Source organism: Anaerolineaceae bacterium oral taxon 439 (genome assembly GCA_001717545.1).
Taxonomy (GTDB): Bacteria; Chloroflexota; Anaerolineae; order Anaerolineales; family Anaerolineaceae; genus Flexilinea.
Genome location: CP017039.1, coordinates 378,522 through 399,600, shown reverse-complemented (window position 1 = coordinate 399,600; position 21,079 = coordinate 378,522). Strand labels below are relative to the sequence as shown.

Annotated in this window: 18 protein-coding genes and 1 other RNA gene; 7 read left to right on the top strand and 12 right to left on the bottom strand. The window is 54.7% G+C overall.

The window, feature by feature from the left end:
• Positions 1–22: 22 nt before the first annotated feature.
• Complete coding sequence (locus tag BEQ56_01925) at positions 23–1,060, bottom strand: hypothetical protein (protein AOH42346.1); 1,038 nt, start codon at positions 1,058–1,060, stop codon at positions 23–25.
• 81 nt (positions 1,061–1,141) lie between these two features.
• On the opposite strand from BEQ56_01925, the gene BEQ56_01920 reads away from it, so the two are divergent.
• The 3 genes from BEQ56_01920 to BEQ56_01910 are packed head-to-tail and all read left to right on the top strand — an operon-like array spanning position 1,142 to position 4,944.
• On the top strand, positions 1,142–2,614 hold the full coding sequence (locus tag BEQ56_01920; protein ID AOH42345.1) for an L-arabinose isomerase: 1,473 nt from the start codon (positions 1,142–1,144) through the stop codon (positions 2,612–2,614).
• Positions 2,615–2,637: 23 nt separating this feature from the next.
• A complete protein-coding gene (gene araD / locus BEQ56_01915) occupies positions 2,638–3,330 on the top strand; it encodes an L-ribulose-5-phosphate 4-epimerase (protein AOH42344.1) in 693 nt (230 codons plus the stop codon).
• Positions 3,331–3,342: 12 nt separating this feature from the next.
• Positions 3,343–4,944: an ATPase gene (locus BEQ56_01910; GenBank protein AOH42343.1), complete on the top strand. Its 1,602-nt coding sequence runs from the start codon at positions 3,343–3,345 to the stop codon at positions 4,942–4,944.
• 162 nt (positions 4,945–5,106) lie between these two features.
• Here BEQ56_01910 and BEQ56_01905 read toward each other — a convergent pair whose 3' ends face one another.
• The 7 genes from BEQ56_01905 to ffs form a co-directional block, all read right to left on the bottom strand.
• The gene (locus BEQ56_01905; GenBank protein ID AOH42342.1) at positions 5,107–5,709 is read right to left on the bottom strand and encodes a hypothetical protein; all 603 of its coding nucleotides are present in this window, start codon (positions 5,707–5,709) and stop codon (positions 5,107–5,109) included.
• 140 nt (positions 5,710–5,849) lie between these two features.
• The gene (locus BEQ56_01900; GenBank protein AOH42341.1) at positions 5,850–7,574 is read right to left on the bottom strand and encodes an ABC transporter; all 1,725 of its coding nucleotides are present in this window, start codon (positions 7,572–7,574) and stop codon (positions 5,850–5,852) included.
• On the bottom strand, positions 7,571–9,307 hold the full coding sequence (locus BEQ56_01895) for an ABC transporter ATP-binding protein (GenBank protein AOH42340.1): 1,737 nt from the start codon (positions 9,305–9,307) through the stop codon (positions 7,571–7,573). Before BEQ56_01895 ends, BEQ56_01900 begins: the two co-directional genes overlap by 4 nt.
• Positions 9,308–9,436: 129 nt before the next feature.
• A complete protein-coding gene (locus BEQ56_01890) occupies positions 9,437–10,006 on the bottom strand; it encodes a TetR family transcriptional regulator (protein AOH42339.1) in 570 nt (189 codons plus the stop codon).
• Positions 10,007–10,187: 181 nt separating this feature from the next.
• Positions 10,188–10,880 (bottom strand): hypothetical protein, encoded by a 693-nt coding sequence (locus BEQ56_01885; protein ID AOH42338.1) that lies wholly within the window; start codon positions 10,878–10,880, stop codon positions 10,188–10,190.
• Between the two features lie 81 nt (positions 10,881–10,961).
• A complete protein-coding gene (locus tag BEQ56_01880) occupies positions 10,962–11,894 on the bottom strand; it encodes a hypothetical protein (protein ID AOH42337.1) in 933 nt (310 codons plus the stop codon).
• A gap of 29 nt (positions 11,895–11,923) precedes the next feature.
• Positions 11,924–12,023, bottom strand: an RNA gene (ffs, locus tag BEQ56_01875) — signal recognition particle sRNA small type.
• Between the two features lie 183 nt (positions 12,024–12,206).
• Between ffs and BEQ56_01870 the strand changes: the two genes are divergently transcribed.
• Positions 12,207–13,136: an integrase gene (locus tag BEQ56_01870; GenBank protein AOH42336.1), complete on the top strand. Its 930-nt coding sequence runs from the start codon at positions 12,207–12,209 to the stop codon at positions 13,134–13,136.
• A 252-nt stretch (positions 13,137–13,388) separates the two neighbouring features.
• Here the strand turns inward: BEQ56_01870 and BEQ56_01865 are convergent, their stop codons facing one another.
• Positions 13,389–14,765 (bottom strand): hypothetical protein, encoded by a 1,377-nt coding sequence (locus BEQ56_01865; protein AOH44356.1) that lies wholly within the window; start codon positions 14,763–14,765, stop codon positions 13,389–13,391.
• A 182-nt stretch (positions 14,766–14,947) separates the two neighbouring features.
• On the opposite strand from BEQ56_01865, the gene BEQ56_01860 reads away from it, so the two are divergent.
• Entirely contained in the window at positions 14,948–15,229 is a 282-nt protein-coding gene (locus tag BEQ56_01860) for a hypothetical protein (protein ID AOH42335.1), read from the top strand.
• 4 nt (positions 15,230–15,233) lie between these two features.
• Here the strand turns inward: BEQ56_01860 and BEQ56_01855 are convergent, their stop codons facing one another.
• Positions 15,234–16,541 carry an oxidoreductase gene (locus BEQ56_01855; protein AOH44355.1) on the bottom strand — a complete coding sequence of 436 codons (1,308 nt, stop codon included), beginning with the start codon at positions 16,539–16,541 and terminating at the stop codon, positions 15,234–15,236.
• 221 nt (positions 16,542–16,762) lie between these two features.
• Entirely contained in the window at positions 16,763–17,731 is a 969-nt protein-coding gene (locus BEQ56_01850) for a hypothetical protein (protein AOH42334.1), read from the bottom strand.
• A 50-nt stretch (positions 17,732–17,781) separates the two neighbouring features.
• Here BEQ56_01850 and BEQ56_01845 point away from each other — a divergent pair, with 50 nt between their 5' ends.
• Both BEQ56_01845 and BEQ56_01840 read left to right on the top strand, forming a co-directional pair.
• A complete protein-coding gene (locus tag BEQ56_01845) occupies positions 17,782–18,114 on the top strand; it encodes a hypothetical protein (GenBank protein AOH42333.1) in 333 nt (110 codons plus the stop codon).
• Between the two features lie 49 nt (positions 18,115–18,163).
• Positions 18,164–19,336: a hypothetical protein gene (locus BEQ56_01840; GenBank protein AOH42332.1), complete on the top strand. Its 1,173-nt coding sequence runs from the start codon at positions 18,164–18,166 to the stop codon at positions 19,334–19,336.
• A 95-nt stretch (positions 19,337–19,431) separates the two neighbouring features.
• Here the strand turns inward: BEQ56_01840 and BEQ56_01835 are convergent, their stop codons facing one another.
• On the bottom strand, positions 19,432–21,006 hold the full coding sequence (locus tag BEQ56_01835) for a hypothetical protein (GenBank protein AOH42331.1): 1,575 nt from the start codon (positions 21,004–21,006) through the stop codon (positions 19,432–19,434).
• Between the last annotated feature and the right edge of the window lie 73 nt (positions 21,007–21,079).

The following is a 21,079-nucleotide window of genomic DNA, read 5'->3' as shown; positions in this document are numbered from 1 at the left end:
ACCGAATAAAAATAACGAATCGCTACCGCGGTCGGGACGAACTTTCCCGAACGATCAAATTCGTTTCCAACGTGATTTGAATCGGTTGGTAAAGTTCATCCTCGTTTTCGATGATGGAAATAATCGTATTGGTCGCTAACTTCCCCATCTCGCGCAGCGGATGCGACACGGTTGTAAGCGACGGAGTCAGGAACGCGCCTTCCTTCTGATTATCGAAGCCCGCGATAGCGACGTCTTCAGGGATCCGGACTCCGTTCGAATGCGCGTACCGGATCACGCCCATCGCCATCTCGTCATTGCTGACGAAAAGGCCGTCAAGATTCGGGTAACGCTGAAGAAGGCGCGGGAAAAGCTCGATCCCGCTCTCGCCCGTCCAGTCGCCCTCGAAGCAGCTGGCGTCATGCAGCTTGAGTCCATGCTTCCGCAGCGTATCTTTCCACCCCTGCTTTCGTTCCCGGGCTTCGAGCCAGGAAAGCGGACCGGAAATATGCCCGATATGCCGGCAGCCGACTTCGATCAAATGTTCAACGGCCTTGCAGCCGCCGCCATAATTGTCGATACTGATGGTTGTGAATTTTTCGTTCGGCTGACTTTTGATAAAGATAATCGGCGGACAGGCGACGGGCAGGTGCGCCTGAAAGAAAGCGACGTTGTCGTTCAGGTCGGGCGCCGCGTAGATAATCCCTTCGACCTGGTTCTCGACCATTGTCAGAATCAGCGGGGAAATATCCGAGGATTCCGTTTCGAGGAACTCGGTTATCATCAGCGAATATCCGGCTTTTTTGCAGGCTTCATTAATGCCGTTCAGTGTGTAACCGACGCTGATATAGCGAAGGCCGCCGATGATGACCCCGAGCGTCTGGCTCCGGCGGGAAACGAGGGAGCGGGCGACGGCGTTCGGCCGGTACCCCGATTTTGAGATGAAGCTCTCGATTTTCTGACGCGTCGCGGGAGAAACGTCCGGCCGATTGTTGATAACGCGGGATACGGTCTGAACTGAAACGTCGCAGCCTTTGGCAATATCGCGAATCGTTATTTTAGGTTTTGAGCGTTGTTGCATGGCTGTCATTCTCTTGGAAGTATTATACTTGATTTGTCGGTCAAGTAATGATTTATGAAGGAAATAATCGGAGAAATAATCATGAATAATTATGAATTTTGGTTTGTCGTCGGGTCGCAATTTTTATACGGCGCGGAAACGCTACGGCAGGTTGCGGAGAACGCCCGCGTCATTACGAAAAAGCTCGAGTCTTCCGAATCGATCCCGGCGAATTGCAAAATCGTTTATAAAGACACAGTTAAAACCGCGGAAGAAATTACGCGGATCGTGAAAGAAGCCAATTACCGCGACGATTGCGCCGGGGTTATCGTCTGGATGCATACCTTCAGCCCCTCAAAAATGTGGATTAACGGGCTGTCCCTGCTCCAGAAACCATATCTGCACCTGCATACGCAGTTCGAACGCAGGATCCCGAACCTGGAAATCGATATGGACTTCATGAATTTGCACCAGTCAGCGCACGGCGACCGCGAGCATGGTTTTATCGACGCGCGGATGCGATCCGCCCGCAAGGTCGTGGCAGGTTATTGGCAGGACGCGCCGGTCCAGGCGAAAATCGCCAGCTGGATGCGTTCCGCGATCGGCTTTTGCGTCAGCAAGGCCCTTAAAGTTGTCCGTTTTGGCGATAATATGCGCGAGGTCGCCGTCACCGAAGGCGATAAGATCGAAGCACAGCTGAAGTTTGGCTGGCAGGTGAATACCTGGCCCGTCGGCGCGCTCGCGGAAGAGATCGCGAACGTGAACGACGGGGACGTCGACAATCTCATGCGCACGTACGCCCAGATTTACGAAATTGCCACGGAGGATCTTGAAGCAGTCCGCTACCAGGCGCGCGAGGAAATCGCGATCAAGCGCATTCTGGATCGTGAAGGCGCTGGCGCTTACACGGATACGTTTCAGGACCTTTACGGGATAGACCAGCTGCCCGGGTTAGCGACGCAGCACCTCATGGCGCAGGGGTACGGTTTCGGCGCGGAGGGAGACTGGAAAACGTCCGCGATGACGCATATTATCAAGCAGATGACCGACGGGAAAGGGGGCTCCTCCTTCATCGAAGACTATACCTATGATCTCGAACCGGGAAAAGAACGATGCTTAGGCGCGCATATGCTCGAGGTCTGCCCCACGATCGCCGCCGGCAAACCCCGTATCGAGGTCCATCCGCTCGGGATTGGCGACCGGAACCCGCCCGCGAGACTGGTTTTCGAGGGACGCGTCGGGAAGGCAATTCTGGTAACGCTCGTCGATATGGGCGGGCGCTTCCGCCTGATCGTTCATGACGTTGAAGCGGTCGATCCGGGCATGGATATGCCGAATCTACCGGTAGCCCGCGTCATGTGGCGGCCTGAACCGAACCTGATCGACGGGACGCACTGCTGGATTTTATCCGGCGGCGCGCATCATTCGGTTTTATCGTATGACGCGACGGCGGAGATGATGCGAGATTGGGCGGAGCTGATGGGGATCGAATTCGTTCATATTGATAAAGATACGACGGTCGAAGGCTTGAAAAATCAGTTGTTTTTAATGGATCTTGCCTGGAAGCTGCGATAGATTAAGGAAATAAGGCGGTAGATATGCTGGAACGACTTAAGCAGGACGTGTTGGAAGCGAATCTTGAGCTTCAGGCGCGCGGCGTCGTTATTTATACCTGGGGCAACGTCAGCGGAATCGATCGGGAGCGAAATCTGATCGTGATTAAACCGAGCGGCGTTTCCTACGCGGAAATGAAAGCGGAGGACATGGCCGTCGTCGATCTCTTAAGCGGCGAACGCGTCGAGGGCAGACTCAAGCCTTCCTCCGATACTCCGACACACCTGGAGCTCTATCGAAGGTTCCCGACAATCGGCGGGATCACGCATACGCATTCGAAGACCGCGACCGCTTTCGCGCAAGCCGGACTCCCGATCCCCGCCCTTGGGACGACGCACGCCGATTACTTTTACGGCGATATTCCCTGTACGCGCGAACTGACGGCTGAAGAGGTCGAATCCGCCTATGAACTGAATACAGGAAAAGTTATCGCCGAGACGATCGGCGTCGGCGACCCGCTTTCGAATCCCGGAATCCTTGTCAGGAATCACGGCCCGTTCGCCTGGGGAAAGACAGCGGCGGAATCGGTTTATCATGCAGTCGTTCTTGAAACTGTCGCCGAAATCGCGCTTTCAACGGTATTATTGAGGGAAGATTGCCCGCGCACGCCGCAGCATATTCTCGATAAACATTACTTTCGAAAGCACGGCGCGAACGCGTATTACGGACAGAATTAGAGGAAGAGGACTATGATAGACATTTCGAAGGTAAAAAACGAAATCGAGCGCGGATCGACCGCGCTTGGGATTGAGTTCGGCTCGACGCGGATCAAGGCAGTTTTGATCGGTTCGGATTACCAGCCGTTAGCCTCCGGCAGTTTCGGCTGGGAGAACGCTTACGTTGATGGGGTTTGGACGTACGCGATGACGGATGTCGCCGCAGGGCTTCAGTCCTGCTATCGGGCGCTCTGCGCTGAGGTCATGACGAAGTATGGCGTTGAGCTGACGACGGTTGGCTCGATCGGCATTTCCGCGATGATGCATGGATATCTCGCGTTCGACCGGGACGGGCGGCTCCTGGCGCCGTTCCGGACCTGGCGCAATACGACGACGGAAGCGGCCGCGGAGATCCTGACGAAGCGCTTCAATTTTAATATTCCGCTGCGCTGGAGCGTCGCGCATCTCTACCAGGCGATCCTGAATCAGGAACCGCACGTTTCGGATATCGCGTTCCTGACGACGCTTTCAGGGTACGTTCACTGGCTCCTGACCGGGGAGAAAGTTCTCGGCGTCGGCGACGCTTCAGGAATGTTCCCGATCCGCGGCGCGTCGAGAGACTACGACGAAGATGATATCGCGTCGTTCGACGCGCTGATCGCCGGGAAGAGCTATGCCTGGAAACTCGGCGAAATCCTCCCGAAGGTTCTCCGCGCCGGCGAAAACGCCGGATTCCTGACCGAAGCGGGAGCGCGGCTGATCGATCCGAGCGGAAAGCTTCGAGCCGGGATCCCGTTCTGCCCGCCGGAGGGAGACGCGGGAACCGGGATGACCGCTACGAACAGCGTCGCCGAGCGCACCGGGAACATTTCAGCAGGAACGTCGATTTTCGCCATGGTCGTATTAGAACGGGAGCTTTCGCGCGTCTATCCGGAGATCGATATCGTGACGACCCCCGCGGGTTCGCCCGTAGCAATGGTCCACTGCAACAACTGCACGTCTGACATCGACGCCTGGAGCCGGATTTTCGGCGAGTTTACGACGGCGCTGGAGCTGGAAATCGATCCGGGCCGGCTCTTTACGACGCTTTACAGCGCGGCGCTGTCCGGAGATCCGGACTGCGGTCGGATTCTGACGTATAACTACCTGTCCGGCGAGCCGATCACCGGGTTCGACGAGGGACGTCCGCTCGTCGTCCGCGCTCCGGATAGCCGTTTCACGCTGCCGAACTTCATGCGCTCCCTGATTTTCTCAGCGTTGGGAACGCTGAAAATTGGCATGGAGACGCTTCGGAAGGAAAACGTTAAAATCGACCGTCTCTACGGACATGGCGGATTCTTCAAGACGAAAGAAGTCGGTCAGCGCTATGCCGCCGCCGCTTTAGAAGCGCCCGTCTCCGTCATGGAAACGGCGGGCGAGGGCGGCGCGTGGGGAATGGCGCTCCTGGCGGGGTATCTCCGCCGGGCCGGATCCGGCGTCGCGCTGGATCAGTTCCTGAATCAGGAGGTCTTTGCCACGATGGCGGCGACGACGCAAGAACCGGATCCCGCCGACGTTGAAGCATTCGCGCGATTCATGGCGGCGTATCAGGCCGGGCTGAAAATCGAGCGCGCGGCGATCGAAAGCCTGCGCTGAACCGACAGGAGCCGGCAGTGTAAACCCGCTGCTCGCCCGGGACCTGCCCGCGATTTTCCAAGGGCCGCCGGGCCTGGGTCAGATCGGCGGGCGTGAAAAACGGCATGGGGGACGTCGCTGAAAAATGGGGCGTCCCCCGCGTTTTCGATTCCACCCGGCGCGTCAGACCAGCCCCGCTTTTTCAAAATGTTTCCGCAGGATCCGAATCGAGATCATCGCGCCGGCAAAGCTCGTCAGCGCGGTCAGCGCAATCATACTGCCGTAAAGCGGCCAGGTAAAACAACGCAGGTACGTTTCTAACACTATGTCGCTCAACCGAAGAATTCCCTGCCGCTCGATCAGGTACGCTCCGCCGGACGCGTACATTGGGAGCGTATAAAGCGCGGATTGCAGTGTGCAGCCGACGACATAGGCGATTGCCACGAGCTTCCGTCCGGTATATTTTCCGAACGACGCAATCAGGTCGGCGATTCCCCAGCCGAACACGGATAACGCGACGCCAACTGCGTTGGCCGCCATCAGGCCGGGAAGAACGTTCAGCAGGCCCATGATCAGGAACGTTCCCGGTTTTCGAACTCTGGAAACTAATAGCATGTACGCGATCGACGTAAAAAAGCAGACAATCGGGATATTAGCGACCGTCCCGACCACGGTAAACGCCGCGATTCCGCCGACAACGAAAAAGATCGCCAGCGAAATCGCGGCAAAAACACCGATGGCAATCAGGTCGCGGGTATTCATATTGTTTTGATATTCTGTTTTCATTTCTATATTTCTCCTGATTTATTCTGTTGGTTTTGAAAGAAAGCGCTTACGGCAATCGGACGATACACGAGCAAGCGCCAACGCTGCCCAAAGGTCATACATGCATGCCCTGGGCTTCAGATCAGCCGTGATTTCCCCCGTCATCCTCCTTCCGATGTAAGCGCCCCAATCCCGTTGAGCCAGAGCTTCCGGTAGGTTCCTTCGGGATCGGAGAGGAGGTCTTCGTGCTTTCCCGCCTGAACGATCGTTCCTTTTTTGAAAACGAGAATCTGGTCCGCCGAACGAATCGTACTGAGATGATGCGCTATGACAAGGACAGTCCGATCCCTTGCGAGCTCGGAGACAGCCTCCTGGATCAGCGCCTCGTTGACAGGATCAACGTTGCTGGTCATCTCGTCCAGAAGCAGGATCGGCGTATCTTTCAGGAAGGCGCGCGCAATCGAGATCCGCTGTTTCTGGCCGCCGGACAGGCCGACGCCGTTTTCCCCGACAACTGTCTGATAACCCTCTGGAAGCGTGAGGATGAAATCGTGGATCCGCGCTTTTTTCGCCGCTTCGATAATTTCCGTCCGCGTCGCGCCGGCTTTTCCAATTCGAATATTGCCCTCGATCGTATCGGCGAACAGGCGAACATCCTGCATCACGATACTGACGCACCCCAGCAGATCATCGTATCGCATGTCGCGGACATCGACATTCCCGATCCGGATTTTCCCGCAGTCCACGTCCCAGAAGCGAAGCAGCAGGTTCGTTACCGTCGTCTTCCCCGAACCGGATTCGCCGACGAGGGCCGTCAGCGTTCGGTTCGGGACCTGAAACGAGATACCGTCCAGCTTAAAGCCTCCCGCCTCGTATGCGAAACCGACGTTTTCAAACGTGATCGAAAACGTTTCCGGAACCGAAGTCCGCGCTGGCTCGACGATCGACGGCGCAGCCGTGATTTTCCGGATTCGGCGGAAGCTATCCGTAACTTTCAGCCAGTTCATCCAATGCGCTTCCATCGCGATAAACGGCTTAAAGAATTCCCGTCCAAGAATCACGAAGATCAGGCAGCCCGTAGCAGAGAGCGTCCCGCGAATCATGAATCCGATTCCGCTGACTACGACGGCCGCCCAGGTCAGATCGATCCAGAGGGCATACCGCGAAAGGACCGAGGCCTTATACTTTGCGCTGAATTTACTGCGTTCGCCGAAATCCGCCGCCGCGGACGAAAGCTTTTGATCGAATTTCCGGCTTTCCGAGAACGCTTTCAGGAGCGGAATCCCCTTGACGTATTCGACGAAGAGACTGACCATGTCGGCCAGACTGTCCCCGGATTCCGCTTCGAGGCGGGACGCTTTTCCTAATCCGCTCGCCAGGTATATCAGCGCGGCGGGAAGCGGCGCGATCAGGATCAGCGTCATTTTCGCGCTGACGAAAAGCAGGAAGATCAGCAAAACAAGCGAAACGATAAAATCGGCAGCCATCCGCGTCCACATGTGGCCCACAACCATTTCCATGTTGTCGACATCTTTATGAATCATGGTGCTGATTTCGCCGAGACGCTCGTTCGTGTAAAAGCCGAGCGAAAAAGTTTTCAGCCGTCGGATTATTTTCGCCCGAATTTCATAGACGAGATCGAACCCGGCGAAATGCTTTTGCCGATCGGCGAGCATGTTCGCGCTCCCTTTAAGGAGCAGGCAGCAACAAAGCAGCCAGGGATAAGCGCGCGGAACGACGCCCTCGACGAAAACCGCCATCAGCCCGTTCAGCATGAGCAGTATCATCGCCGCCCCGAACAGCGCGTAAAGTACGAAGCCGGCAACGCTGCGAAGAAGCGAACGCTTTCCTTCTTTTGTAAGCGTATCCCAGATTTCCCGGATCATGCGGCTCCCTCCTGAATCGTCCAACGGTCGACTTTGCGCTGCGCCTGGATCATCGCCCGATACAACTCGCAGCATCCCAGAAGCGATTCGTGCGTTCCGCTCCGAATCACGGTTCCCCGGTCCATGACGACGATCTGATCCGCGGTTTGGATCGTATTCATGCGATGCGCAATGACAATAAGCGTCTTGTCACGGCTGAGCGTTTCGATCGCAGCCTGGATATGCACCTCGTTTTCAGCGTCCACGGCCGCGGTCGCTTCGTCAAGGATCAGGATCGGCGCGTCTTTAAGGATCATGCGCGCAATCGAGATGCGCTGTTTCTCGCCGCCGGAGAACCTGACCCCGGCTTCTCCGGCGAGCGTTTCATAACCGTTCGGGAGTGACAGAATGAAATCGTGAATCCGCGCTTTTTTCGCCGCGTCGATAATTTCCTCGCGTGTCGCGGACGGTTTCCCAATTCGAATATTCTCTTCCATGCTCAGGTTAAACAGAAAAACGTCTTGCTGAACGATTGAAAAAAGCGAGTTGACCTGACGCTCGGAAAGTTCCTGAATATTCCTTCCAGCGATAGCGATAACGCCCTCGTCCGGCCGCCAGAACCTCATCATCAGGTTCGCGAGCGTGCTTTTTCCGGAGCCGGAAGCGCCGACGAGCGCGTTTTTGCTCCCTTGCTTGAAAACGATATTAACCCCGGCGATTGCTTCCCTCCGGCCGGCGTAGGCGAAGCTCAGCTCTGACAACCGGATATCACCGCTTGAAACAGGGGTGGCCGCGTCGTTTTTTTCGGGCGCGGGGACGTTCAGGATTGACCCAATCCCAGACATCGCCTGATTGAAGACAATTTCATAATGCTGATAGGTTGCGGTTTTCGCGATCGACGAAGTGAAAGCCACGCCTGAAATCGCGGACAGGATGAATCTTTCGGTCGATATTTCGCCGGAAGCTAAAAAGCGGATCCCGAAGATCATAACCAGAACAACGCCCGATTCCATGAACAGGTCAATGAATCCCATCGGAACGCTGATACCCGCCATGGATTTTTTTACCCAATAGACATAGTCTTTGGCTGAGCGAAGCGTCTTTTCCGTTTTCCGCTCTTCTTTGGAGAACGCTTTGATAACGGTGATCGCGGCAATGTATTCCATCAGATTTTCCTGCATTTCTTTCGTACTGTCCGCGAAGATTTTGAAATTCTTTTTCCAGAGCGGCGCGGAAACTGTCTTCGTCAGCCACATGAACGGAAGTCCGATAATCATGAGCCCCGCGAGCCGCCAATCAAGAATCAGCATGATCCCAAAGATAGCGGAAGGAAGGATCTTCGCCGCCATGATTTCAGGAAGCCCATGCGCGAGATAGATTTCGACCTGCTCGACGTCATGTTGAACGATATTGGTCAGGTCGCCGACTTTGCGTTCCTGAAAGAAACCCAGCGGAAGCTTTTTCAGGTGCGCGATGATTTGAAGACGGAGATCGGTCAGCGCGTTATACGCGGCTTCATGCGCCTTCCAGACAGCCGCACCGCCGCAGGCCGCTTTCAGGATAAAACAGGCCAGTATCAGGCCGGCGTCGATCGCGACCCGACTCGGAGCGGTTCCGCCCGTAAAGACAGAGCTAATCATATGAACAACGAGCAGCTGCGGAACGAGATCGAACAGAACTTTTAAGCAGATGAGCAGATTTGTCATCGTATTTTTTGACCTGACTTCGGCGATCAGGTCCATTCGATTTTTCATGTAAATCCTCCTGGGCGTATAAATTGAATCTAAATTCAATATTAGCCTGCGAATAGTTTACCCGGTTAATTTCCCGCCAATGAATGTTGAATTAAAATTCAGTATTAAGCAAAACGAAAAAATCGGCGATTACAACGAATTAACCCCTTCATAGTAGCATTTCGCAACGAGCCCGAGAAGCTCTTTCGCGAGCGCCTGACTTTCGTAATGCCGCGCGACTTCCAGGAGGCTTTCCGCAAAGTTGCTCGCCAAAATATGAATCAAAGTCGGATGATAAACGGCCGGAGCGGTTCTGGAGAGTTCCCGCTGGATATGCGCGCCCAACGACGCGATCAGGTCCTCCTTTGCGTTTTCGTAACGCGTCCCATGACTTTTATCCATAAGAATCACGAAAATTTTATGCTGCTTCAAGAGTTCGAATAAATATCCCTCGGCAATCCTTTTATATTTCGCGGAAGGCAGTCCGGTTTCCGCTTCCTCTTCGCGGACAATCCGCTCAAAGTCAATCGAGACAGATGAAACAATTTCCGTAAAGAGCTGTTCTTTGTTTTTGAAGTACGTGTAAATCAGCCCGACAGGAATTTGAGCTTTATCCGCGATATCCTGCATCTTCGCGCTTCGGTAGTCCTTTTCATAAAAGACATCGATACCGGCCTGAAAAATCCGCTCGTAGATTTCTTCCTTCAGAACCTGCGGCATGCGCATCTCCTTCCCTTTGAAATAGAATCTATATTCAGCTTTAAGACAATCCTATTATAATCCTGATCATTCCTGGTCCATTTCCCGGCTGAGAAGCGCCTGCCGATCGCAAAAACGAAGAAACGACATGCCCATCCAACATGCCGTTTCCCGATATTCTCTACGCGCGCAGCGTCCGGATCTACGGAAGAACCAGAAACTCGACTTCGGAATATTTGCAACGGATCCCAAAGTCTTTATTCGTTCCGGAGAACGTCACCGAAAAAAGCGCGGATTCAATATCATCGACCACGACGTCGTCCCGTTCGAGCGCCGGCGCGCCGTTGATCAGGACGCCAACATTTTTCCCATTCGCGTAAAGGACGAAATCAATATCGCCGCGAACGGCGCTCGCTCCGACGGATTTCTGACCATATGAAAGAAGCCTGCCCTCCTTGTACCCAATGACGCGAACGTTCCCATCCATTGCGTAATAGGCGGTCAGGTGATTGTTGGTGTCTTTTCCACGGAAGTACCATCCGCAGCCAGAGTCCCCCCAATTCGGCGTATCCGACGCGGATTCATACTGAATCTTCGAACGCAGGACAAAATTCGTCATCGTGATCCCCGAGCGGCGAATCCATTGATACCATTGCAGCTGCGCCCATTCGTCAGAGAAATTATCCAAATAGTAATATTCGCCGTTCGTACCGGGAATTTTTCCGCTCGCGGCTAAATCGGCGACGATCCCGGCGAATTCAGGCGAGACATCGCGAGCCGTCTCGTCAGCGGCCGAGGCAGTTGGTTCAATAAACTCGATCTGCGCGGACGCAGGCGCAATCAGAACGATCGAGAGCGCCGCGATAAAGACGAGAAGAACGAAACCTTTTTTCATTTTGAATTCCTCCTGAATGACGTTTAATTCTTTTTACCTCAAACGATTTTCTTAATCATAACGTTAAACCGCGCCGAAGAATCAGGCGGCGCGATTCTGATCGGCGGGGATGACGCGAAAATCATATACGCCGTCGACGATCGGATATTCGTAGCCGCAGCTTTGGCAAACCTCCTTATTCAGCAGGTGCGTCAGAGAATAACTTCGGCAGTTCGGGCAGATAAAAAACTGATCAAAACGCGATTTGGTTTTCGTTTCGATCGACCTGCAGCGCAGAAAAACGGATGGACTGAGCTTAACTCCTGCGCCAAGGTATTGCAGGATCGATTCAAGCTTCATCATCCAATTCAAATTCGCGGGATTGGATTTCAGCCCGCTGACGCGAAGGCTCGATACAGATAACGCTTTTTCGACGGCGAATGCGTTCTTCCTGAGCACAGCTTCGACCGTTCCCGGATGGTTATCAAAATTGAGCGTCGCGAACTCGACCATCTCGCGGGAAAACGGGTTCCATTTCTGTTTCCCGGTCAGCCAACGCAGAATGGCTTTCAGGTTGCGTTTATTGGCGTATTCGAGGATCAGGGTCGAATGCGTTTGCATGACGCGCTGAATTTCGGCGAAGGCGGGATCGAGCTGACTGAGATGATGTACGACGCGGATCATGGTCGCGCCATCGAAAAGCTCGTTGACAAAGGGGAGCCGGTAGACGTCGGCAGCGACGTAGATAAAACGAGGAGAAGCGCCTAAACGCTGCCGCGCCTGCTGAACCTGCGTCAGCGCGTAATCCAGGACGACGATCCGCTCGTAGCCTTCGTAGCGGAGCGTATTCCGGCCGGCGCCAGCGCCGATCTCGAGCATGAGCTTTCCGCTTTTGGGGAGAAGCCGCGCGAGCGCCATCGCTTCCGCCGCGTCTTCGTATGCCCGCTTGCCGCCGCCCCAGAAATCCTCCTGATAGGTCGAATTATCATAGTTGCAAAAGGCCGGGGTCTGATTTTGCGGTTGTCTTTTAGTCATGCGAAACTCCACTGATTTAAAGAAAAAACGTCGGACAGGATTCCCGACGGCGCCCGAATGGTCCACCTTATCGCTGCTTCCTCTCGGACCTGACGAGGTTCGCTGGTATCCGCCGCGTCGGTCCCGCCCGAACGCAGATTAATCATATCATAAGGGTGCGCCGCTCGTCAAATGTGGGGATCGCGAACTACGCGCATTGTTTGTAGGATTACCATTGATCCGTTACAAATTAGAGAAAAAGAAAAGCGAATGAAGAAATCTCGTTTATAGTTGAGTCTGCGAAAACCAAAGAAAAGGAGATACCCATTCGCTATGAAGACGATAACACAAATTCTTAGATTCAGGGAGTCCATGGTAAAGTATTGTGAAAAGCATGGAGTTAGTGAAACAGCAAGAAAATACAAGGTCAGCCGCCCAACTGTATACAGATGGATGAAACGGTATGACGGGACACAGGATTCTTTGCGGGATTTCTCTCATAAACCTAAAAGTCATCCGAATCAGCATACAGAAGAAGAGCTCAAGCTGATTCATAACATGCGAAAACGGAATCCTCATGCCGGATTAGTCGTATTCTGGGTAAAACTGCGCCAGCGAGGATATACCCGCACCATTACAGGTTTGTACCGCATCCTCTGTAAAAGTGGAAAAATGGCGATCAAGGTCAAAAATCCAAAATATATTCCTAAGACATACGAAGCGATGCAATATCCGGGACAACGCGTTCAAATTGATGTCAAGCACGTTCCTGCCGCTTGTATTGCTTCTAATTCATTCGGAAGTAAGAAATACTACCAATATACTGCTATCGATGAATATTCTCGCTTTCGTTACGTTGAAGGCTTCGATGAGCTGAGTACCTTTTCCTCTGCTGTCTTCCTGGAGAATATGCTTAAAGCCTTCAAATTCAAGGTTGAATGCGTTCAAACCGATAACGGTACCGAATTCACAAACCGATTTACCTCGAATCGCGATCGCCCCACGCTGTTTGAGCAGCTGCTCAAACAGCGTGGCATCGTCCACAAACTCATTCGTCCCTATACCCCTCGTCATAACGGTAAGGTCGAACGTTCACACCGTAAAGATAATGAGTACTTTTACGCAACTCATCCCTTCTATTCGCTAAACGATTTTAAGAAACAACTGAAGGTTCATAACCATTGGTACAACAATTTCCCGATGCGTCCTCTCGCCTGGCTTTCCCCTTCTCAGTTCCTTAAGATTCATCTTTCAAACTTGTAACGCATCATTGACAAACCAACAGGGGATCGCGAACTACGCGCATTGTTCACCATCCTGCCGCGCCCGGTCGACAATAAAAAAAGGCATCCGTCCCCTGATCGCAGCCTGTGCGCGGCGTTCGCGGCATCAGCAACGATTTTCCTCAGATACGATTCAAAAACGAAAAGCGGCTCATAGCCAAACTCAAACTTTGCTGCTAATTTCTTATATAAATATTAACAGCAAAGGAACGCCGACATGACGCTATTATATTCAGTTCAACGCGGCAGCCTTCGCATCCGTCCCAAAAAGGCGGGTGAAGACGCGCTCATACTGCTTCTGAAAGCGGAGATCGCGATTCAGCAGCCCGGTTACCTTTTCAATCCCATGGATAATCGTCGAATGGTCCCGGCCGCCGAGGAACTCGCCGATCTGTGGATAGGAGTAGTTTTCTTCGGTTCGCAGAATATACATCACCACCTGACGCGCAAGCGCGACCGTTTTCGAGCGGTTCCGCGATAAAATCGCCTCCGGCTCCGCCCCGAAAACCGAACCGACGACGCCGAGGATCTCGTCGACCGGCCGGACGTCCGAACTCAGCTCCATTTCGCCGAGCGCCGCGTTCACGATATCGCGGTCGAGCGCAATCCCGCAGAGGTCCGACAGCGCGAGAACCCGGGTCAACGCCCCTTCCAGCTCGCGGATATTCGTCTGGACCCGCTGCGCGATGAGATTCAGGACCTCCATCGGAACGTTCCGCCCGGTTTTCTCCGCTTTGGATTTCAGGATTGCGATCCGAAGCTCGAGAGGCGGCGCCTGAATATCGACCGCCAGCCCAGATTCGAAACGGGAGCGCATCCGCTCCGTCAACGTAATCATCTCACGAGCCGGACGATCCGACGTAATAACGATTTGCTTATCCTGAAGATAGAGCGCGTTGAACGTATGGAAAAACGCTTCCTGCGTGCTTTCCTTCCCAATAATGAATTGAATATCGTCGATCAGCAGGACATCCGCCGTCCGGTATTTTTCCCGGAACGCGACCGCTTCATGATTCTGAAGAGACGAAATAAAATCGTTGGTGAACTCTTCCGATGTCACGTATAAAACCTTTTTATCCGTCGTCGCCTCGATCTCGTTGCCGATCGCGCGGAGCAGATGCGTCTTGCCGAGGCCGACGCCGCTGTAAATAAAAAGCGGATTAAACGATGCGTTATTTCCACGCGCGACCGCCTTGCAGGCGGAACAGGCGAATTCATTCGACCCGCCGGTAATAAAATTCGCGAACGTATAACGGGAAGCGGAAACCGGACCGCGTTCGGGCCCCGTCGTTTTCGCTCCGAAATCGGCCGTCTCGCGGCGAACAGCCGTTTCCGCTTCGTCTGGCTGGGACGAGGCGATCCTGAATTCAACCGTGCTGGCCGGATCGCCGGTCTGCGCCTGAAGAAGCCGCTCGACCATCCCGGTCAGCCTTTTTTCGAGCATGTCGCGGATAAACGCGTTCTCAACGTGGACAATAAAGGCGCGTTCTTCCGTCGAAGCGAACGAGGTTTTGCTAAACCATGTGGAAAACGTCTGCTTATCGACCGTGGCTTTCACCTGCGCAAGCGTCGCGTCCCAGATTTCTTCAGCTGTCATCGTGTTCATCATCCCGTTCATCTCGCATCCTTTTTTACCCGCTATCGTAACCGTTCCCATAGCAAATACACCCTATCAGCTTTAATAGGAATAAACCCGGACCAGAGTCCCTATCCGCATATCGTTAATCGCACGTTTCGGGCGTATTATCGGAGGACGCACCTCCGTATTGATCAAACTTGCCCTATTCTAACATGGGAAAAAATCGGGGAAGCGTTTTTAAGCGCCTAAAAAAAGGAAGTTCTTTAAGGTGCGGAAATCTTAAAAAGAACGGCGAATCGGTTAAGATTTCGCGTTTTCTGTTGATTAAATGTCTGAACGCAGGCGGGAGCTCGTCCCGAAGAACCGACCCCGGGACCTTAACCCGCGGCGAAAATTTCGCATACCGGTTAGATTTAAAGTTCGATGAATCAGGAAAAGAACAGGTGAAATCTTTCACAAGCTTAAAAATAACGGGAATTCCGAATTTGCTGTAACAGGTTAACCCATGATTTTCCGCGCCGCTTTTTCCCCCAATTCAATCGCATAATTCGTGCCGCGATCGTACGGATACACATGACTCATCGATGCGAAATACAGGCCCGGGATCGGCGTTTCGATCGAAGGGACCCGCTGCGAATGGTTCACGAATGGAATCGGCTGCGCATATCTGGTCGAGAACTTCCAGCAGTCGATCACCCAATCCCCGGTAAAATCAGGGTTGATTTTCTTCAGGCCCGGGATCATCTTTTCGAGTAAAGCCTCCTTCGACAGCGCGAAATTCGGATGACCCGGTTCCAGGTAATCGCCGGCGTAGACAATTGTCTGACCGCCGAAGCGTTCCCGCGGGACAAAATTCGTATGCTCAACCAACGCCAGACAGGGATAGCCTTCGCTCTTCGGCAGGTTGTACCAGTAATAGCCCTCCTTCGAAAGCGGCCGCCGCAGCGCCAGGACCAGAACGACGGCGCCGATACTTTCGAGCCCTTCCAGCGAAGCCCTGAAATCAGGCGGGAGCGCGGGAACGAGTTCCCCGAACGCAGCCGGAGAACAGGTCGCCAGCACGCGGTCCGCCGTCAGCGTTTCCAAGGCCTCTTCGCCGTCCGTCAAAACATCGAGCAAAAAGCTCCCGTCCGCCGCGCGCGATACCGTTTTCACGTCGGTTTTAAATCGGATCGTTACGCCCATCGAACGCAGCTCTTCGACCAGCCGATCGATCAGCGCCTGAAATCCGCCGCTAAACGTTCCCAGCGCGGTCGTCCGCGCCGATATCCGCGCCCAAAGCCACGCCATATTCACGCGCGCGGCATAGCGTTCGCCGAACTTCCCGATCATCATCGGCTCCCACATCGTCCGATAAACGAAATTCCCCGCCCATCGGTTCATCCAATCCTGCGCCGTGACTTTTTCAAGCGCGCGCCAGTTCTTCGTCAACCGTAAATAAAGTCCGATAAAGCCGAAGCGAATCTTATTCAGCCCATATCCCAGACCCGGATACGCCAGCGCGGCGGGAATCGAGTCGAACGGATAAAACTTTCCCGCATGGAACATCACCGATTTCGGCTTGGAAAAGCGGACCTGATCCTCGAATTGGAGACGGCGGACGAGCCGCTTCATCGCCTCGTCGCCCGCGAACCAGTGATGATAGAACATCTCGACCGAATCTTCCCAGCCGGGAGCTTTAAACCCCGCCGCCAGGCCGCCGGCGATCGCGCCGCGTTCGAAAATAACGACGTCATGACCCCGATCCGCTAACGCCAACGCGGTGGTCAGCCCGGTAAATCCCGCGCCGATAATCGCTGTCCTCATGCCCTCGTCCCTTCTATCCTTCGTCTTGCGCCTGCTCATCCGCCCGCCAGTGAAACCGACGGACGGAATTCCGGCGTCCGCGTTTCGCCGCAACGGAAGCGCGTCATGATTTTCCAAAATTTTAGCACAGAAATTGCATTTGATTCATATTAGGGGGAGTGTATCTTTTTATATTGCCTGATTTTAAAGCGATATTTAAGTTGATTATGCTCCGCCTGAAATCAGCCGTCAGCTTCCGATTTCTTCCGGAAAACCCATTCGCGCGACATCGTGTAATTAAAAAAGAAGAGCGTCGTTTCAACGAGCGCCTTGACGATTACGACCGGCAGCGGAACCACGCGCCGGAGCGTTTCGATCGCGAAAAACGCAGCCGCGGAAGAAAAAAGCGTCAACCCAAGATAGCGGAGCCAGGCGCGCGCGAGCTCCGGGCGGTCGCGGTAGACGAACTTCCGGAGCAGCGTAAAATTCACCGCCATTGAAAAGGCGCGCCCTACGATCAGCGCCGCCAGCGACGGCGCGCCGAAAAATAAAACCGTCATGAAGACCACATAATCCAACAGGACCGAGAACAGCGACGCGGTCGAATAACGCACTAACCGGTGGAAGTAATACCAGAGGAGCGCGGGAAAACTGAATTTCTGAGATCTGTACGTTCGGTTCCAATTCTTCCGCCGAACCCGCAGGCATGCCTTCTTCCCGGCGCAGCGGCAGCCGATCAGCCAGCGCAGCGGGAAAACGGACGCGAACATCTGGTCCTCGCGGAGACAGCCCAGCGCGCCCGCGGGCAGGTACCAGACCATGACCCTTGGCAGCGTCGATTTCTCAACCAGCCCCCGCAGCGCGCGATGCACGACGGACTCGCCTTCAGGAACCGGAACGCGCAGCGCCAACGCGGCGATCCGCTCCGGATCCTCTTCAATATCCGCGGAAATCGCGGCAACGTCCGACGGTTTCAGGTCCGGATGATCCAGCACGATCCAGACCGGGCGCATCTCATTTTCGCGCAGCGCTTCGCCCAAACGCGCCGTTTCCCGATCCGTCAACTTTCCCGCCTCTCCTTCGGGATCGCGATCGATCGTTCGGATCGTTTCGAATCCAGCGCCGCCTTCCGACGGAAAGAGCGAGGCGAACAGGGAATCCAGCCCGCCGTCAGGGTCCCGGAATCGGATCAGCGAATTTTTTTTCCCCATGCCCAAATTCTAACCGAACGACAACCGATCTTAACCGTTTTACTGCGGTTGTGAGGAAAAAAAGCGCGAAAAGCGAATTCGCGCCCGCCGGTCATACATCTGAACGCGAATCGGACCGCCCCGCCGCGCCGCAACCTTATAATTTCCAGCGGATTCGCGGCCGGATCCAGAGCTGCCAACGACTTTTCATTCGGACGGCGATGATGACTGATCTTTTCGGAATCGCCGTAACCGTTTACGTCGCGCTGGGGTTAACGATGGCTATCTTTAACCAGGGCGTTTTTTGGGGTAAAATCAGCGACTCTGAAAGGATCGGACTTTATTCCGCGTCCTGTTTATCGTCGTCGTCCTCGCGCTGCTCGCGAAGCAGGCAGCCAACCTGATCACGGGCTGACGGCAAGGCTTTTTACTTGAGTTCTGAAAGGAAAAATGATGAATCCTGAAAATCCGATCGTCTTACCCGATTACAGAAACTGCAACCTGGGCATCCTGTCGTCGATCGTTAAATACTACGGCGCAAGGATCCCGACAAAACCGATCGCGGCGCTCGACGCCGAGCTCGACCGCCGCCGGTCGCGGAATACCGTCTGGTTTATCATGGACGGAATGGGCTCCCGCGTCCTGGAAAAGAACCTGCCGGCGGAAAGCTGGCTCCTTCGCCGGAAGCGTCAGGACCTGACCGCGGTTTTTCCCTGCACGACGACAGCCGTCATGACGTCGTTCTTCTCCGGCGTTCAACCCATTTCACATGCCTGGCTGGGCTGGACGCTATACTTTTCTGACTGGGATATGTGTATCGACATGTTCCCATTCCGCGATACCTTTACCGGCGAGAAGCTCAACTATCAGACGCACAACGTTCTCAGCTTCATGGAAACGCCGCGCGTTTTCGACAAGATCGACGCCGCAACGGAAAAGAGCGTTTCGATCGACCTCTTCCTGACGCAGAGCGCGCGGCCGCGGATCCTTGAACTGGCGGGGGACCGCTACCAGCTCTGTGGCGCCATGTCCGAGCTGGTCGGGGCGGTTGAGGCAAAATGCGCTGAGCCCGGGAACCATTTCATCATCGCCTACTGGAAAAGCCCCGACGCGCTGATCCATCCGTACGGAATGACCGCGCCGGAGGTCCGCTCGTTCCTTCAGGAGACGAACGATCTTTTCGAACGGACGCTCCCGAATCTCGCCGACGCGACGACCTTTATCAGCGCCGACCACGGTCTGACGGACATGCGCCGGCATTTCCATATCAATCGGGAACCGGGCCTGACGGAGCTGATGCGTTCTTATCCGGGCGGCGATCCGCGCTGCAAAGCGTTTTATATCAAACCGGGGAAAAAAGACCTTTTCGCAGCCCGCTTCGAAGCGCTCGTCCCCAACGATCAATACCGGTTAATCGATACCGACGAAGCGATCGCGAACGGTCTTTTCGGCGATACGGAAATCCATCCGCGCGCGAAAGGCTTTCTGGGCGATTTCCTCGCCCTTGGCGTCGGCGAATGGGACCTCCTGTACGTACCGGAAGGCGGCAAGCCCGCGGCGGAATTTATCGGCCATCATGCCGGGCTGACCGCGGAGGAAATGCTCGTGCCGCTGATTTTAGCGTAGGACGGATTGAAACTGGACGGAAGCGATAAAAAAAGGATTCGGATAAATCCCCGAATCCTTTTTTGCCGCTCAGGCTTACCGCGCGCCCCGCTTTTCTACAGCCCCGGTTGGTTCCCCAGCGTCAGGCGCAGCTCGATTTCTTCGTCATCGCGCTGAATCGTCAGCGACACCCGGTCGCCTGGAAGGTAATCCTCCAGGAGCGTCTTCAATTCTTCAACCGTCTTCACCTCGACGCCGTCAAACGCCAGGATCACGTCGTTGGCCCGGATATCGGCGTCGGAAGCCGGACTGTCGTCGCTGACCGACGTCACAAGAACGCCGCGAACTTCGTCGTTAAGGCCGAGCTCGTCCCGCGTCCGGATATCGAGATTGCGGACCGACGTCCCAAGCCAGGGTTTTCCCGCCACGGCCCGATTGATCTCCGCGCCGTTCCGTGCCGTTTCGCCGCTGCGTTCGGCGGCCGTCGGCCGCGCCGCCAGCGTTACGTCGAACGAAATTTCCCGGCCGCCGCGAATCGCTTTCAGCGTAATCGTTTCGCCGACGCTCGTATTCGACGCCAGATAGGCAATAATATCGTCCATGCCCGAAACGGGTTCACCGTTGATTTTCGTAATGACGTCTCCGTCGACGAAAACCTTCGAATTTTCCGAGAACGGCTCGCTTCCGCCGTGAATACCCGCTTTTTCCGCAGGACTGCCTTTGATCACCTGCTGGATCAACGCGCCGCGCTGGTCCCGGTCAAATCCCAGCGACTCGCTCAGCTCCCGATTCAGCGCAATGCCGCTGAACCCGATCCAGGGATGCTCATAGGATCCCGTCGCGATCAGGCTGGGGATGACCCGCTTCGCCAGATTCGCCGGAATCGCGTAACCGATCCCCGCCGAAGCGTACGTCGTCGACGAGAACGAATTCACGACGCCGATGACTTCGCCGTCCAAATTGATCAGGACGCCGCCGGAGTTTCCCGGATTGATCGCCGCGTCGGTCTGAATCATGTCCGGGATCTGATAATGGCCGCTGGACGTCGATCCGTCTTCAAGATCAAACGACCGCCCCAGCGCCGAGACAATCCCGGTCGTAATCGTCCCGGTATTCCCGAACGGGTTCCCGATCGCGGCGACGAATTCGCCGACTTCGATCGCGTTCGAATCGCCCATCCTGACCGGCGTCAGCCCGGTTTCATAATCCTCAACCTCCAGTACCGCCAGATCGGAATCCGGGTCCTCGCCGACAACGACCGCGTCGCGGACGATCCCGTCATGATAGGTCACCGTCACTTCGACGGCGTTTTCAATAACGTGATAATTGGTGACGATATGTCCCTCGTCGTCCCAGACGAACCCCGTCCCCGATCCGTAAGTATAGCGTTCTTTCTCCGGCTCGGAGCGCTGATAATCCTGTTCCGGCGTATTGAAATACTGCCGGAAGAACGGGATCAGCTCCTGAAACTGCTCCATGTCCAGGCCATTGGACGAGTCGGCGGTCGACTTAACCGCGATATAAACGACCGACGGATTAATCTGATTGTATAACCGCCCCAGCTCGGTCGACGCTTCAAGGATCTCTTCCCGCGCGGAAGTGCTGTCGGCGAACACGGCCGCCGTCGGAACGCTCCCGGCCGCCAAAACGAACGCGAAAATCAGGCTGAACACGACATAAATTTTTTTCATAATCTCTTTCTCCTTACACTGTATCTGGTCTTCGGTGATTGCTCCCATTCATTTCTTCGAAAAAAGAATACGC